General features: G+C 62.4%; 18 protein-coding genes and 1 pseudogene. 9 read left to right on the top strand and 10 right to left on the bottom strand.

Annotation, left to right across the window (positions count from 1 at the left end):
* Positions 1-229: 229 nt before the first annotated feature.
* The gene (locus HCN50_RS29535) at positions 230-964 is read right to left on the bottom strand and encodes a TetR/AcrR family transcriptional regulator (RefSeq protein ID WP_171713505.1); all 735 of its coding nucleotides are present in this window, start codon (positions 962-964) and stop codon (positions 230-232) included.
* A 299-nt stretch (positions 965-1263) separates the two neighbouring features.
* Between HCN50_RS29535 and tgt the strand changes: the two genes are divergently transcribed.
* Positions 1264-2397 carry a tRNA guanosine(34) transglycosylase Tgt gene (tgt, locus tag HCN50_RS29540; RefSeq protein ID WP_171713395.1) on the top strand — a complete coding sequence of 378 codons (1134 nt, stop codon included), beginning with the start codon at positions 1264-1266 and terminating at the stop codon, positions 2395-2397.
* A 6-nt stretch (positions 2398-2403) separates the two neighbouring features.
* Here tgt and HCN50_RS29545 read toward each other — a convergent pair whose 3' ends face one another.
* Positions 2404-2619, bottom strand: a complete 216-nt coding sequence (locus HCN50_RS29545) for a hypothetical protein (RefSeq protein ID WP_171713396.1) — start codon at positions 2617-2619, stop codon at positions 2404-2406.
* A gap of 232 nt (positions 2620-2851) precedes the next feature.
* Here HCN50_RS29545 and cysK point away from each other — a divergent pair, with 232 nt between their 5' ends.
* A complete protein-coding gene (cysK, locus tag HCN50_RS29550; protein WP_171713397.1) occupies positions 2852-3829 on the top strand; it encodes a cysteine synthase A in 978 nt (325 codons plus the stop codon).
* Positions 3830-3844: 15 nt separating this feature from the next.
* On the top strand, positions 3845-4084 hold the full coding sequence (locus HCN50_RS29555) for a BrnA antitoxin family protein (RefSeq protein WP_171713398.1): 240 nt from the start codon (positions 3845-3847) through the stop codon (positions 4082-4084).
* Between the two features lie 119 nt (positions 4085-4203).
* Here the strand turns inward: HCN50_RS29555 and HCN50_RS29560 are convergent, their stop codons facing one another.
* Positions 4204-5646 (bottom strand): caspase family protein, encoded by a 1443-nt coding sequence (locus HCN50_RS29560; RefSeq protein WP_171713399.1) that lies wholly within the window; start codon positions 5644-5646, stop codon positions 4204-4206.
* Between the two features lie 175 nt (positions 5647-5821).
* The gene (locus HCN50_RS29565; protein ID WP_171713400.1) at positions 5822-6700 is read right to left on the bottom strand and encodes a DMT family transporter; all 879 of its coding nucleotides are present in this window, start codon (positions 6698-6700) and stop codon (positions 5822-5824) included.
* Positions 6701-6949: 249 nt separating this feature from the next.
* Here HCN50_RS29565 and HCN50_RS29570 point away from each other — a divergent pair, with 249 nt between their 5' ends.
* A complete protein-coding gene (locus HCN50_RS29570) occupies positions 6950-7348 on the top strand; it encodes a RidA family protein (protein ID WP_171713401.1) in 399 nt (132 codons plus the stop codon).
* A gap of 64 nt (positions 7349-7412) precedes the next feature.
* Entirely contained in the window at positions 7413-7616 is a 204-nt protein-coding gene (locus tag HCN50_RS29575; protein WP_171713402.1) for a hypothetical protein, read from the top strand.
* A 134-nt stretch (positions 7617-7750) separates the two neighbouring features.
* Here HCN50_RS29575 and HCN50_RS29580 read toward each other — a convergent pair whose 3' ends face one another.
* From HCN50_RS29580 to HCN50_RS29595, 4 genes are all read right to left on the bottom strand, one after another.
* The gene (locus tag HCN50_RS29580; RefSeq protein ID WP_376700339.1) at positions 7751-8305 is read right to left on the bottom strand and encodes a hypothetical protein; all 555 of its coding nucleotides are present in this window, start codon (positions 8303-8305) and stop codon (positions 7751-7753) included.
* Positions 8250-8603 (bottom strand): hypothetical protein, encoded by a 354-nt coding sequence (locus tag HCN50_RS29585; RefSeq protein WP_171713404.1) that lies wholly within the window; start codon positions 8601-8603, stop codon positions 8250-8252. The genes HCN50_RS29580 and HCN50_RS29585 overlap by 56 nt, the downstream gene beginning before the upstream one ends.
* A 201-nt stretch (positions 8604-8804) precedes the next feature.
* Positions 8805-9404, bottom strand: coding sequence for a formyltransferase family protein (locus tag HCN50_RS29590; protein WP_171713405.1), 600 nt, complete (start codon positions 9402-9404; stop codon positions 8805-8807).
* A 236-nt stretch (positions 9405-9640) separates the two neighbouring features.
* The gene (locus HCN50_RS29595) at positions 9641-9886 is read right to left on the bottom strand and encodes a hypothetical protein (protein ID WP_171713406.1); all 246 of its coding nucleotides are present in this window, start codon (positions 9884-9886) and stop codon (positions 9641-9643) included.
* Positions 9887-10039: 153 nt separating this feature from the next.
* On the opposite strand from HCN50_RS29595, the gene HCN50_RS29600 reads away from it, so the two are divergent.
* From HCN50_RS29600 to HCN50_RS29610, 3 genes and pseudogenes are all read left to right on the top strand, one after another.
* The gene (locus HCN50_RS29600; RefSeq protein WP_171713407.1) at positions 10040-10441 is read left to right on the top strand and encodes a hypothetical protein; all 402 of its coding nucleotides are present in this window, start codon (positions 10040-10042) and stop codon (positions 10439-10441) included.
* A gap of 290 nt (positions 10442-10731) precedes the next feature.
* Positions 10732-12492, top strand: a pseudogene (locus tag HCN50_RS29605) (PAS domain S-box protein); the annotation flags it as partial.
* Positions 12493-12590: 98 nt separating this feature from the next.
* Positions 12591-12983, top strand: coding sequence for a response regulator (locus HCN50_RS29610; protein WP_235977296.1), 393 nt, complete (start codon positions 12591-12593; stop codon positions 12981-12983).
* Between the two features lie 477 nt (positions 12984-13460).
* Here the strand turns inward: HCN50_RS29610 and HCN50_RS34330 are convergent, their stop codons facing one another.
* Positions 13461-13595, bottom strand: a complete 135-nt coding sequence (locus HCN50_RS34330; protein ID WP_283812138.1) for a hypothetical protein — start codon at positions 13593-13595, stop codon at positions 13461-13463.
* Positions 13596-13988: 393 nt separating this feature from the next.
* On the opposite strand from HCN50_RS34330, the gene HCN50_RS29615 reads away from it, so the two are divergent.
* Positions 13989-14642 carry a hypothetical protein gene (locus HCN50_RS29615; RefSeq protein WP_171713410.1) on the top strand — a complete coding sequence of 218 codons (654 nt, stop codon included), beginning with the start codon at positions 13989-13991 and terminating at the stop codon, positions 14640-14642.
* 446 nt (positions 14643-15088) lie between these two features.
* Here the strand turns inward: HCN50_RS29615 and HCN50_RS29620 are convergent, their stop codons facing one another.
* Positions 15089-15283: a hypothetical protein gene (locus HCN50_RS29620; RefSeq protein ID WP_171713411.1), complete on the bottom strand. Its 195-nt coding sequence runs from the start codon at positions 15281-15283 to the stop codon at positions 15089-15091.
* Positions 15284-15346 lie beyond the last annotated feature (63 nt).

Here is a 15346-nt window from a genome sequence, read left to right on the forward strand (position 1 = left end):
ACGGGCCGGATCGTCTCGTACAACGCGCGGCCGACCCTTTGGAGGCAAACGGGGCCGGCCGCGGAGCGCCGCAAACGGGTACCCCCATTTGCGGCGATCGAAGCGGCAAGCCCCACCGGGACCAGTGAAAGCGGGAAACTCGCGCACTTCGCTTATAACAAAACCATACCGTATCGTTTTGTTTTGGTCAACGACGTCCCCGACGGAAAATGCCGTTCTCACGGAATTGTCAGCGGGAAGGGCGCCGCCGATTGGTGCCCTTGGGCTGAACGCGGTCCGCTGGCCCGAGCGCGCCGGCCAGGAACAGCCTGATCGCCGCGCGCATGCGTTTCTCGGCGGACTTCATCTCGAGCGGCGTTCCGAACGTCGCCATCCGGTGGGTGTGACCGACGACCACGTCGAGAAAGACCTCGGCCGCGATGCCGGTGTCCTCGACGTCCATCGCGCCCTGCGCGACCAGATGGTCGAAGAAGCGCGCGGTCGTGGAAACGGCCTTCAACCAGCCCTCTTCCTTGCCGAGTTTGGCAATGTCGGGAAAGTTGATGGCCTGTGACGTCATCATGCGGCTGAAGGCGACGGCATCGGGTCCGCAGGTGAAACTCAGCATCTCGCGCCCGACCTCTATCAGGCGCTGCTCGACCGAAATGTCCGAGGAGCGCGCAAGCTCCATTTCCGCCGCTTCAGCCAGCGGCGCAAGCCAGCGCGCAATCTCGCGCCTCAGCACCTCGGCAAACAGCCCGCGCTTGTCGCCGTAGCGCGCATAGACGGTGGGCTTGCTGACCCGCGCTGCTTCCGCAACCGCATCGAGCGAGGTCGCATCGTAACCGCGATCTAAAAACAGACGGGTAGCAACTTCGATCAGCCGCTGATCGCGCTCGATGGCGGCGCTTTTTGTCGGCCGGCCGCCGCGCGACTTCTGGACGTCTCGTCTTGCCGGTCTGGCCTTGGTCGCAGTCAATCCCATGCCCATTGATTCCTGCGCGATCATGATAGTCATCATTTGCTCTATAACGCGCAGTTAGAGGGGCGTCATCGCGAATCTGGCCAAATTGGCCATATCGTCCAACGCTCCGCGCAGGTCGCCGTAGCCTCATCGCCCCACCGCCCCATCCCTCGCGTATAAAACTATACGGTATCGTTTTATTTAACAAGACGAAAACGTCGCTCGAGGCGGCCTCAAATGTGTTCCGTGTGCGGGCGGGCTGCTCGGCATGCGTATGGGACGGGTTGATCGCCCGTCCTCAGCACGCAATAAGCAGCACCATGAGTCTTCCCAATCATTTCGAATTGCTCGCTACCGATGGTACTGCGCGCACCGGGCGCCTCACTACGCCCCACGGCGTGGTGCGTACTCCTGCGTTCATGCCGGTCGGCACCGCGGGGGCGATGAAGGGCATGCACTGGCGCGAGGTGCGCGATGCCGGCGCTGACATCGTGCTTGGCAATACTTATCACCTGATGCTGCGGCCGGGCGCCGAGCGGATCGCCACGCTCGGAGGCTTGCAGGCCTTCACGGGCTGGAACGGACCGATGCTGACGGATTCCGGCGGCTTCCAGGTGATGTCGCTCTCCGACTTGCGCAAGGTCAACGAAAAAGCCGTGACCTTTCGCTCCCATATCGACGGCGCCAAGGTCGAATTGTCGCCGGAGCGTTCGATCGAGGTACAGCGTCTCTTGGGTTCTGACATCGCCATGCAGATGGACGAGTGCGTGCGGCTGCCGGCTGAGCGCTCCGACATCGAACGCGCGATGCGGCTGTCACTGCGCTGGGCCGAGCGCAGCAAGCGCGCGTTCGAGACCGCGCCCGCAGGCTACATGCTATGCGGCATCGTGCAGGGTGGCGACATCCCCGAGATGCGCCGAACGAGTGCACGCGAACTGGTCGACATCGGTTTCCACGGCTATGCGATCGGTGGGCTTGCCGTCGGCGAGCCGCAGGCCGTGATGCTTGCGATGATCGAGGAAACCGCGCCGCTGCTGCCGATCGATCGTCCGCGCTACCTGATGGGCGTCGGCACGCCCGAGGATTTGCTGGAAGCGGTGTCGCGCGGCATCGACATGTTTGATTGTGTGCTGCCGACCCGGAACGGGCGGCATGGCATGGCGTTCACGCGTTTCGGCCAGATCAATCTGCGCAACGCTCGCCATGCCGACGATCCGCGGCCACTGGATGAGGAAAGCGAATGGCCCGCGGCGCACAACATCTCGCGCGCCTATCTGCATCATCTGGTGAGATCAGGCGAAACGCTCGGCGCGATGCTGCTGTCGGAAATCAACGTGGCCTATTACCAGCACCTGATGCGGGGCATGCGCGAGGCGATTTCAAGCGGCACGTTCGAAATGTTCCAACAGCAAACGCGCGCCGGATGGGCGCGCGGTGACATTGCTCCGAGATAGCAGGTCTCAGTTACAGGCGAACCGCTTGACCGAGTGCTTGGTCACGAACCCGTAACCGCAGGTGTCGCAGGTCCAGAGATAGCTGATCACGTTGTCGTTGAGGTAGGCCGAAGCTTCCGCCGCCACCATGGTGTCGGCACACACTGGGCACGTCGGCAGATCGCATCCACGCGGATCCGGGCCTATTGCTACGGTCGACCGGACTTCAGCAAAAGCTGGCATCGTGACCTCCATGCGATCTGAGCCTTCTGGCTCAGGCCGCGACCAAAGTATAAACAGAAATCTTTGACGATGTCGCAACACAAATGCGTTGATTTCGCGATATTTTGCGACGTTCTTGTTTTGCAATGCAGCGAATTCCTCGCACCCGCAATTCCGCCTTGCGCATCGGCGCGACGGCCTCCTAAGTAGTGCTTCCAGTTCCCCGCACATGATCGCCGATAGGAGTGTCGAGATGGATGCGTCGTCAACCACGAGTGCAGTGCACCGTCCGGGGCGTGGTCGGGTTTTCGATTCCATCGTCGATGCGATCGGCGACACCCCGATCGTGCGCTTGCACAAATTGCCGGAGGCGCACGGCGTTAGCGCAACCATCTTGGCCAAGCTCGAATATTTCAATCCCGCCGCGAGCGTGAAAGACCGCATCGGCGCGGCGATGGTGATTGCGATGGAGAAGGCTGGCGTGATCAACGCCGACACCGTGCTGATCGAGCCGACCTCCGGCAACACCGGCATTGCGCTCGCGTTCGTCGCGGCGTCGCGCGGCTATCGGCTGAAGCTGGTGATGCCGGAATCGATGTCGATCGAGCGGCGCAAGATGCTGGCGTTTCTCGGCGCCGAGATCATCCTGACGCCGGCCGCGCAAGGCATGAAGGGCTCGATCGCGACCGCGGAGGAACTGGTGCGGACCACGCCGAACGCCGTGATGCCGCAGCAGTTCAAGAATCTTGCCAATCCCGAAATTCACCGCCGCACCACGGCCGAGGAGATCTGGAACGACACCGGCGGCAACATCGACATCTTCGTCGCGGGCGTCGGCACCGGCGGCACCATTACCGGCGTCGGACAAGTGCTGAAGCCCCGCAAGCCGTCGTTGCGGATCGTTGCCGTCGAACCGGAGGAAAGCCCGGTGCTGTCGGGCGGTCAGCATACGCCGCACAAGATCCAGGGCATCGGTGCCGGCTTCGTTCCGGAGATCCTGGATCGATCGGTGATCGACGAGATCGTCAAGGTCAATGGCCCGACGGCGATCGAGACCTCGCGCGCGCTGGCGCGCGTGGAGGGCATTCCCGGCGGCATTTCATCGGGCGCCGCGATCGCGGCGGCGCTTTCGATCGGCAAGCGCCCCGAGAGCGCCGGCAAGACCATCCTCGCGGTGGTGCCGTCATTCTCCGAGCGTTATCTTTCCACCGCGCTATTTGAAGGAATCTAGCCAAGGAATCCAGCTATGGCAGACCAGCCTCGCCGGCCGAGAACCCTGAACGATGCGCGCACCGAAGCCGAGGCGGCCTTCAAGCGCGCCACTGCGAAGGTGGCGGAAGCGCCGCCAAAGAAGGTGGCCGTGCCCAGCGTCCGCGAGCAGGTCACGTTGCGCATCGACCAGGACGTGCTCGAATGGTTTCAGGAGGGCGGTCCGGGCTGGCAGGATCGCATCAACGAGGCCTTGCGAAAGGCCGCGGGCAAGTAGCACGCCCAAGCAGCGCGCCATTGTCGAAGTCGATTTTGCGAAGCGCAAAATGAAAGGCCGGGGATCGTTCCCGGGCCTTCTTTTTGTAAATCTGTTTTTGTAATTCGGTCTGCTGGCGATCAGCGCAGCATGCCGCCGACGACGCCGCCGATGAAACGGCCGGCACCAGCCGGATCGGGACCGGGCGGCGCGCTATATTGGCGCGGCGGCGGCGCCTGCTGCGGCTGCGGCTGCGGCTGGGCCTGAACGGTGCTGGGAGCGCGGCGCTTGGGAGCGGGACGTTCATCGTCGGAACTCGCCGTTGGCGCAGCCGCCACGATCTCCGTCAGTAGCGCCTTGTGCTGCAGCTTGTTGAGATAGCCGCTCTTGGGATAGCCGCGCGCGGCTTGCCAGCGCGTGATCACCGCACGGGTCGGCGCATCGAACTGGCCGGTGATCTTGGTATCGAAGCCGAGCCCGGTCAGACGACGCTGCACGTCGCGGCGCTGGCCCTTGTCGAGACCGATCTGGTCCTCGGTGGTCTGGTTCGCTTCCTCCTTGAAGGTCGCGGGATCAATGCCGGCGCTCAGATTGCGGGTTGCGGTTGCGTCCTTCGCACCGCTCTCAAGCGAAGCGATCCGCGCCAAGGCCAGCGAGCGGAACTGACCGTTCGGATAGCTGGTCAGATAGGCATTGAACTCTTCCGGCTTGTTGGAATCCTTGATCGAGCGCCAGAATTCCAGTTCGACGTCGGACCCCGGCTTTGCACCTGCCGTCGCCGCCGGCGTTGCGGCCGCCACGGCGCCGGGCGCAGGCGCGCCGTTCAGGTAGACCGCGCCGATCAGGTTGGTGTGACCCCAGGGCAATTGTCCCTTGTTGGTCTCCTCATTGACCTGGGCGCGGACCTTGGTCATCGCCTGCTGGATCTCGACTCCGGGCTGGGTGAGGTTGGCGAGCAGGGCGCGCGTGAACGGGCTGTTGCCACCTTCCTGGCCGTCGAGCGCGGTCTGGCCGGGGCCGGTCGCGAACGCGATCAGCGTGCCTTCGCCGGACTTCATTTCAGCCAGGCCCGTCTGCACATTGACGCTGCGGGTCGCGGAGTTCGACTTGATCTTGGCGGCGAACGGATTGTCGCGGCAGGCGTCGAGGAACACGAGCTTGACCTTGGCGTCGCCCATGGTCTGCTCAAGGGTGAGATCGATATTGATGGCGGCGCCGAGCTTGACGTCCATTTCGGATTTGATGTCGGCGTCGATCGGCAGCAGATAGTTCGTGCCCGAGATGGCAATGCCATGGCCGGCATAGAAGAACAGCGCAACATCGGCGCCCTGCGCCTTCTTGCCGAAATCGAGCAGCCGTTCGGTCATCTTGTCGCGCGTGAGATTGGAACCCTCGACCACCTCGAATCCGACATTGCGCAGCGCGGCGGCCATTGCCTTGGCGTCGACGGAGGGATTCGGAAGCGGCGCGACGTTCTTGTAAGTGCCGTTGCCGACGACGAAAGCGACACGCTTGTCGGCCTGGGCGGTCCCGGCGGCAAAGACCGTGCATATGACGGACAAAATGAGGGTTTGGTAACGCATAGGAAATCCCCCTGCAGAATCAACAAAAGATTTGGCTGTAACGCTGGCTGGACATTACAAAGAATCGCCCGCTTCGCACCACAAAAAAGCGGGCGAACGGCCAAATCCGGAGCCATCCGTTACCGTCACGACACGCGCCGCGGCGTGATCTAGATCACAGCCCGAGAAATAAAATTCAGCCTTGGGCGCGCTTGGGCGGTGACGGAGCCGATTTCAGGTTCAAAAGATTGCCGGTGAGGATCAGCGCGGCGCCGAGGACCGTGAACACGTCAAGCCGCTCCGAATAGATCAGCCAGCCGGCAGCGGCGGTGAGCGGAACCCGAAGAAAGTCCATCGGGATCACCACGGTGGCGTCGGCATACAGCATGGCGCGGGCCATGCAGTAATGCGAGAAGGTGCCGCAAAACGCGATCACGACGACCCAGCCCCAGATATGGACGGGTGGCCATGTCCATGTATACAGCGCGGGCAAGAAGCCGGCCGCCGATTGCACCACCAGCATCCAGAACAGGATCGCGAGCGTCTGTTCGGTCCGGGTCAGTGACTTCACCATCGCAATCGAAATGCCGAAGCCGACGGCTGCCGCCAGCGCGATCAACTGGCCCGGATTGGCTTCGCCGGCTGCGGGACGAACGATCACGAAGACCCCGACGATTCCGAGCACGATCGCGGCGATTTTCCAACGGGTGATGCGCTCCCCGAGGAAAGCTGCGGCAAGGATTGCGGTCCAGATCGGCATGGTGAATTCGATCGCGACCACCTGTCCGATCGGAATCAGCGTGAGCGCAAAGAACCAGCCGAGTTGTGCACCATAGTGGATGAGATTGCGCGCCACGTGCTGCGGCAGTCGCTTCGTCTTCATCGTGCGAAATCCACCGCCGGCGCGGATCAGCGGGTACAGCATCAGGAAGCCGAGAACCGAGCGCGCTTCCATCAGTTGGAACACGTTCATCTCGCGCGTCGCCTCGCGCCCGGCGATCGCGATGATGAGCATCAGGGCGAGCCAGCCGGCCATCCAGAGCGCGGCCAGGGTTTTGGAGGGCGTACGGTCCATGTGTGAGGCAAGCGTTTGAGGGCAGGCCGGTATCGGCGAGCACGCCACAATTTGCAACGCGCAAATGCGCGGGGGCAGCGATGCACGCTCTCGGTTGAGACTGCTCGGCCGTTCGGTGCTAAGCAGCCTCGTCATTCCGGGCGATGCGAAGCATCGAACTACGATGTGCTATCGCACATCGGAGAATCTCGAGATTCCGGGTTCGGTCCTGCGGACCGCCCGGAATGACCAACGAGGAGGAAATTACCCATGCGCATCTTGCAACCGGCCGAATGGTCGAAACCCCGCGGCTTCTCACACGGCGTCGAATTCGACGGCCCCGGCAAATGGATCGTGCTGGCCGGCCAGACCGGCGGCGACGAGAAGGGCGATTATGCCCCCGACTTGGCCGCCCAGGTCGGCACGGCGCTGAAGCGCATCGTCAAGCTGCTCGGCGAAGCCGGCGCCGGGCCTGAGCACATTGTCCGTCTGATCTGGTACCTGACCAGCCGCAGCGAATACGAAGCCGCAGGCGCAGGTATCGGCGCGGCCTGGAAGGAGACGCTCGGGCGCAATTTCCCGCCCTCGACGCTGCTCTACATCAGCGGACTGGTTGATCAGCGGGCGAAAGTCGAAATCGAAGTCACCGCCTACGTGCCCAAGGGCTGACGCTTCAAGGGCTGAGGCGCTCGCGCGAGAAACGCGCCGTCAACAACAAGGGAAATTTACGACCATGACCACTTCTCGATCGACCACGGCAGACTTCGTCACCGCCTTCGCAACCGGCTGGCCCGAGCACCAACCTGACATCATGGTGCTGTCGCTGACCACGCATAAGGGCGTGCAGGATTTTGCGTTCAACAAGGAACAGGCCTTGCTGATCGCGAAGACGATCAAGGAAACCGCGGCAAAGCTCGAGAAGCCGAAGACGAGTTGAGCTGCGGACAGCAACGCGCTCAGTGTCATCGCCCGCGAAAGCGAAAGCGGGCGATCCAGTATCCCAGAGACGCCGGTAATTGAGCCGAGAAGCGGCGTACTGGATCCCGCCTTCGCGGGGATGACGACCGGGAATTACTTCGACAGCGAAATATTCGCGGCGCGGAACTGGCTGTCCGCCCGAAGGGCGATCTGCTGCTTGTTGCCGGTGGTCCTCAGCGAGATGTTGGCGGCGAATCCGGCCGCTTGGGCGACCACCTGGAAGCTGCCGCCGCCGCCGCGGCCCTGGATGGTGCCGCCGATATTGCGGCTGGACTCGGTCCAGGTGCCGCTGACTTCGCTGCCGGCTGCAACGACCGCTGCCGAGAGGTTGAACTTATAGGCGTCGCTGGCGCAGGTGAGGACCATCTCCATGCTGGGGCCGATTACTTTGTAAGTTGCGCGGCAACGAATCCGTTCGCTCGAACCATCGTCGAGCGTCACCGTGCCGCCGCCGGACCAGGTGCCGGCCATGCCGGCGAAGGCGCTGGACTGCGCATGGCTCGTGGAGGCTGCGGATGCGGTCATAAAAAAAGCGACGGCTGCGAATGTCAGCCGCCGCGCTTTGGCGAAAAATTCTGAAGTATGGCTTGCTTTACTGACGGGACGCTTCCCATCGACCGCTACATGCGACACCCGCTGAAGCCCCATTCCATTTCCCCGATCCGGAGTTGCCACTGAGTTGACCGTTCGCATATGCACCATTGATCGAGACTCGCACAAGTCCTCCGCTGCCGACACTGCCGGAAACCGGACCGCCCGAAATCTTGCCGTCGGTGACATTCACGGTGGAGGTAGTCTGCGCATCGCAATTGCCCGTTTTTGTGACAACAGTGACCTGCCAAAGACCGTCGTAGGGGTTCTGGGCGGAGGCGGAGCCGGCTGTCAGCGTTGCTGCGGAGGCAAGAAACGAAACGAAAAGCAGGTTGCGAATGCGATTGGCGCGCATGAATCAAATCCTTGCGATGTGTGTGATGGCTGGCCTTATCTGGTCACAATGTGTCCAAACTTGGGTGCGCCGCAGCACTGAGGAAAGTTCCCGCGATCTCAAACACATCAAGGTGAATCGGGGTTCCGGCAGCGGAACCGAAAATTGGCATTTTCACCGCAATTCTGGACGAATTCTGCGCCATGGAGGTATTTAGGTAAGCTAATGCTTGGCGTCGGGCAGACTCGGCGCCTTGGTGGCAAATTCCTCGTCCTGGGGCGTCGCCGGCAGGCTGCCGTGGGCCTTGGCGTGGTAGATGACATCGGCCAATAATTTCTGACCGAGCGGAGCCAGCGCACGTTCCCAGAGCTCTCGCGCTGTCTCGCCTTTCTTGACGAACACCCATTCCTGCGCGGCGATCGCGCCGGCATCCATCCGGTCGGCAAGATGGTAGACGGTGCCGCCCGCGATCGGATCGCCTTCCTTGACGGTCCATTCGACCGCGGCGATGCCGCGGTGCCGGGGCAGGAGCGAAGGATGATAGCCGATGCCGCCAAGCTTGGCTGCGGCCAGCGCCTCCCTGGTGACGCGGGCATGGCTGTGGGCGGTGACGATCAGGTCGGTATTGGGGGCGATCTCCGATACGATCACGCGCTTTGGATCGGCCTGCACCACGACCTCGATCCCGATGGCTCGCGCGGCTGCGGCGAGGCGATCCTCACCATCGTGGACAACGACGCGGACGACATCGACCCCGTGTTGGCGCAGTGTGTTCAATGTCGTCACGCCGAAATGGCGGGAACCGACCAGGGTAATCCGCATGTGTTCCGTCCGTCGTTAGCCAGGCCGGTATGCCGATAGCACAGCATGGCGGGCTGTTTCGACGCTGGATCCCGGGCTTTTGGGTTATCAACAGGGTGGGCGAGGATGGCGAGCCTTGACAGAGCTAGGGTAGGGGCGGGCCTTTTCACGAATGATCGGGCAGAAGCGGATTGGCTGCAACCGGCGCCGCCGCTCCAGCCACGTTGCTGCATCGATTGTACGACGCTGATCAACGATTACCAGGACAGGATTCGAAGCTCTGGCCTCGTGCGCGACGAAGGCGGCTGCGTGGCCGGTTCGGGCGGCTGTTCGGTGGCTCTTTGCAGGCACGCCCGCAGGTCGGCGCTGCATTGCTTCATCTGGTTGCGCAACTCGCGCCGGCCGAAGGTGGTGAGCGAGGGATCGCCAAGCTGGCGCCAGGCGTCGCGCAGCCATTGCTGCAGGGCGCGGATATCGGATTCGAGGACCTCAGGCTGGTTCATACCGCTGGAATCTCAAATGGGATCGCGCCACGATTAGGCCTGATTCTTTCGCCGATGCCTACTCCGTGACGGAGGACAAAAAGACACTCCTGGAAGCGCGGAACACGCGGCCCTACATGATCGTTGGGTGACTGCCTCGTGGAGAGACTTTCGATGTCCCGCAATCCGGTGCTTGCTTTCTTCGTCGCACTCGGCCTGCTCGTTCCCGCGAAAGCTTTCGCACAATTGACGCCGCCGGCCGGCTCGGCGGGCGCCGGAAATTCGCCCATATCAGGCGTGCCGTTCGGGCCAGCCAACCCCCGCGCACTCTCCGATCCCAGCGGCATCGGCAATGCCGCGCAAACCCCGCCGCTGAGGCCCAATCCTCCGCCGCCGGTCGCCTCCTACGGCTCGGTCGATACGCCGGCGCCGCGCGCACGCGTGGCGACACCGCCCTATACCGGCGCTTCGCAGCGGATCATCAGCGCGCGCCAAGCTCATCCACGCAAGCCGCCGGTTCGGCGCCGGGGACGCGCGGAGGTCAGCACGTTCACCGGCATCTGCCGGGGATGTTAGCGGTCAAGTTGCGATCCACGCCGCGAAGGCCGGGAAAATATGGAGGCATGCAAGACGGCGGGCGTCAGCGGTCCGGCCATCGTCAGGAACATTTTTCTCTCGCCGGACTTGGTCACGGTTAAACTCAGCGGTGTGTTGCGTGCTGATCCCTGCATGTGCCGGCGCCGAGTTTCGCGCGTGGCACGATGGCCCTTGAGGCCGGGATGACAGGAATGAATATCCAGCAACGGACGGCCAAGACTCTTTCCCAGCCGGGCCGGTCCGCGTCCCCGGACGCCACGCGAGTACCCGCCGAAGAATTGTTGCGTGCGCACGAAGACAGGCTGGCTGTCACCTACGATCATGTCGGCGTGGGCATCGTCGACATCGATCAGACTGGGCGGATATTGCGCGTCAATCAGGAGGCCTGCGACCTGATGGGACGCGACGCGGCCGATCTGCTTGGCCGCTCCATCTTTGAGGAGACCTCGCCGCTCGACGTCGCGCAGGATCTTGATCAGTTCAGGCGACAGGTCGCCGGCGAAATCGATCGCTACACCATCGAAAAGCGTTTCACCCGCAAGGACGGTTCGCATTTCTGGGCGGAGGTAACGTCCTCAAGCGTTCGCGATGCGTCGGGGAATTTCCTCTATGCGGTCCGCGTTCAGCACGACATCAGTGCCCGCAAGGAAGCCGAACAGGCGCGATGCGCCGCCGAAGAACGCGCGCAGCTACTCGCCTCCATCGTGGAATCCTCCGACGATGCGATCATCAGCAAAGACCTGGACGGGATCATCCGAACCTGGAATTCAGGCGCCGAACGGCTGTTCGGCTATAGCGCGCGCGAGGCCATCGGCAAGCCGGTGACCATTCTTTTTCCGCCTGGACGCGAAGATGAGGAGCCCGCAATCCTGGCGCGGATCAGGCGCGGCGAGCGCATCCATCACTATGAAACCGTGCGCCGACGCAAGGACGGAACCCTGTTGGATATTTCGCTGACCGTTTCGCCGGTGCGCGACAGCACCGGGAAAATCACCGGCGCGTCGAAGATCGCGCGCGACATCACCGATCGCAAGGAAGCCGAACGCAAGCTGCAGGAGAGCGAGCAGCGTCTTTCGGAATTGCTCGCCGCGATTCCGGCGGCGATCTACACGACCGACGCGCAAGGCAAGATCACCTATTTTAACCAGGCCGCCGTCGAATTCTCAGGCCGGACGCCCGTTCTCGGCAGCGATGAATGGTGCGTCACGTGGAAGCTGTTCAATCCGGACGGCACGCCGCTGCCGCACGACCAGTGCCCGATGGCGGTGGCGTTGAAGGAGGGGCGGGCGGTCCGTGGCGCCGAGGCGGTCGCCGAGAGGCCGGATGGGACGCGGGTGCCCTTCATTCCGTTTCCGACGCCGCTGCGAGACTCTTCCGGCAAGGTCATCGGCGCCATCAATATGCTGGTGGATATCAGCGAGCGGCGGCAGGCCGAAACCCAGCAGCGGCTTCTGCTCGACGAACTCAATCATCGCACCAAGAACAACATGCAGATGCTGCAATCGCTGCTGTTCTCCGCGGCAAGGACCGCGCACAGCGAGGAGGCGCGGAAAGTCCTCAATGAAGCCAGCGCCCGCATCGCGGCCATGGCGGCGGCGCAGCGCGTGCTGTACGGCCGAAGCGATGCCAGCCGCTTCGCGGCGGAAGAGTTTCTGCCGGCGGTCTGCGAGACCATCCGGCAATCGCTGCCGCCGGAGGCACGCATTGAATGTGGCGCCGCCCGCGGCGTGCTTTCCAACGACGTGGCGATGCCGCTCGCGCTGATATTGAACGAGCTGCTGACGAATGCGGTGAAGCACGGCATCAAGGACCACGCACGGCATGGCGTCCGGGTCAGCCTGGCCGAGCGGGACGGGCACTTGACGCTCTGTGTCGAGGATGACGGGGAGGGCTTCGACCTGGAAGAGGTGCGCCAGACCTCGTCCGGACTCCAGCTCGTGCTTGGCCTTGCACGCCAGCTACGTGGAACGTTTTGCGTCACGAAAAACCCGTCGCGGGCATGTCTCGATTTCCCCGCTGCGAAAAGCTAGAGCGCGATCGAATGACGTCTGAGGATAGCGTAGGGCATTTTGCGTTGCCGTCCGAGCCGGACCGGAAGGCGCCGCCGCCTGCGCAAGAGACCGGACGGATGGAAAGCAAGCAAGAACGATCGTGCGTTCTCGTTGTCGAGGATGATTTCCTGATCGCCATGCAAACCGACATCGCGCTCAGGGCGGCCGGCTATGAGGTCGTGGGCCCGGCCACGACGGCCGACGAGGCCGTCGCCCTGGCCCGTGCCGCGCAGCCGACGCTCGCCGTGATGGATATTCGCCTCGCCAGCACCCGCGATGGCATCGATGCCGCTCGCCAATTGTACCAGGACTTTGCCATCCGCTGCATCTTTGCAACCGCGCATGATGATGCGCATACGCGCGGGCGCGCCGAGCCCTATGCACCTCTCGGATGGTTGCGGAAGCCCTATACCATGCCGTCGCTGGTATCGGTGGTTGCCGAAGCTCTCGCGCTATTGCGCCAGTCGTAGCTCGGAACGTAGGCCGGAGCTTGCCGTTTGTTCCCGACTTTCGCGCGCGAAGGGACAGAAAGGGATGGCACGGCTGGAGTGTCCTCAAGCTTACCAGGCTAGGGTTTCCTCAGGACTGCGCGCGCAGCTATCGATCCGCCCTCGATGGACTTCGATTGGAGGGAAATCGACCAGCGGTAGACTTCGTTCGAAAATCTCAATGCAGCATCACCGCCGCGCTTGAGGCAACGTTTCGTCCAATATAGTCAGTTATGACGCCAGCTAGTTGTGGGTGCGGTAGGCGTCCAGCGCGTGGGCGGCGAAGATCCCCACACTGATCAGGGCGAGGACCCCTGCTGAGAGTTCGATCATTGTTTGTCCCTCCCGGTGACCGATTGCAGCGAGGAATCTGCCGCGCGACCGGTTCCAAATGAGATCAGGGAAGAGCTTGCATGGTAGCATCCCTGTTGGTGACAACTGGGAACACAGCCGTTTGTTTCACGCATCGGTCTGGAACTCGACGGCGAGTACAGCGAGCTGGATGAAAAAAGGCAGAGCATGAGCTGCTGCATGATCCAGACGATGAGGAACAGTAACCCGGCCCCCTTTCATGATGGCGACCACGTAATTCACGTTCGCTATCGGCAACGCGCCGCTCATCCTCAAAGACAAAGCCGTCAGGCGGAGTATGATCGCCTGACGACTTTGCTGGCGTGGGGCCGGACACTTGGGGAATGTCCGGTGGCTGATCGTAGGCATTGCGCCTGGAGCGCTGCAATCGAACTCGCAATTTAACCTAACCGGTCAACCTTACCGATCGCGACGTCTTCGGTCGTTGAGCAGCCTCGGCCAAGCGCAGTTGCTGCCTGAGGCTGTTAATCTCTGTCATTCGCTCCGACAGACTTCGCGGTGTCCCTAGCGCTTTTGGCTTCTCTTTCACGACGCGGAGTTTCCGTCGCATTGTCAGCCCCCGTTTAAGGAACGCAACGATTCAGCATACGGTCTTCCGAGCGGTCCTCTGTTAGCTTGGTACTTAGGAACCGAGGCGTACAAGGAAACAACCGGCCGCAAGGAAATGATTACGCCTCCTACAATCCTTTCAGTCTGTTCACTTTTGAACAGACATTGCCGCTTTTTCCCGATGCAATATCGACTTTCAGCGTCAAATTGTATTTCCGTATCGCCCGGCGGCCGCCAATGACCGCCGGGCTTTTGATGGTCGCACGGCGGGCCGGATCCAAGGCCAACCGACAATGGCGGGTCGATCGCGAACAGCGATCAGCTTTCACTGCGTGCCAAGGCTTATGCCGGGGCCCATTCGGACCGATCATGCTTGGCGAACTCGTCGCAAAGCGCGGCAATGGTTGCTCGCAAATTGTCGCGCCGCGCCATCAGGGCACGTGCGGTCATTGGAAATGCAAAGTGGCCGGGGTCGCGCGTGGGACTGCTCTGCAGTTCGGCCTCGATGCTCTGATCAAGCAGGCTCGCGACGTTGTTCAAATCCCTCACTACTGCTTCCGCTTGTCGCCGGGTCCGCTGAAGCGCGTCGATCGTGGCGAGGCGCTTGCGTTCCTCGATGGCGCGCTTTTTGGTCTCTGCGGCGTTGGATCGCTGAACTCCTGTCTCAAGATGGTACTGCCGGGTCATCTGTCGCTCCGCGATGGCACAAGGCCTGATTGAGTTGCGTGGTAGTGCCATGCGAGAGCAAGAGGTCTGCCAATCCAGACAAAAAGACCGCCGGAAGGCGACGGCGATCGAGAGAACGATGTTCGGTGGACGCTGACGAGCACGGGTCCAACTACTCTGGCTGGTTTGCTGGCGCTGCTGTCTTACATCGAAGGTGTGACGGATGGGCCGTGAAGCCAGACAACGCGTTCGAATTCCTGGACGAGCTATTCAACGTAATGGCTGGCGCACGAGAGTGCCTTGAACCGCACCTTCCGAATACTGCGTCCTAGGCACACTCAGGCCCGCCGGTTCACGTTGGCGGGCTGCCCCCCTTTGTCAGCGGCCGTACAGACGAGGCCCGGGGGGCGGGCTAGTGTCTGGTTGCCTGGCTGCGTCCCCGGCCGGGGCAATCTCCAGTGACAGGCGGCCCCGGTGCGTTGCGTATTGCCGGGGTCGCTTCATTCCACAAGCCGAATGGTGCGGCGCAGCTTCATCCGATTCAGGGCGTGGACGACTTCCTCTCGATCGAGAACAGCAATTAGCCGGTGCACCGTTCTCGTGGCATCGTTTGGGCGGAGCGCGATGTATTCCCCAAGGATGCGCCTGGCATCCTCCATAGCCTGCAGTACAACGTCCTGATCCGGGGTGTTCATGGTACGCGCCTTACTGAGCGCGACTCAAATTCAGGAAAACGGACTTCGTTCCTATTGTTTCCG

The sequence above is a fragment of the Bradyrhizobium archetypum genome (assembly GCF_013114835.1).
GTDB lineage: Bacteria > Pseudomonadota > Alphaproteobacteria > Rhizobiales > Xanthobacteraceae > Bradyrhizobium > Bradyrhizobium archetypum.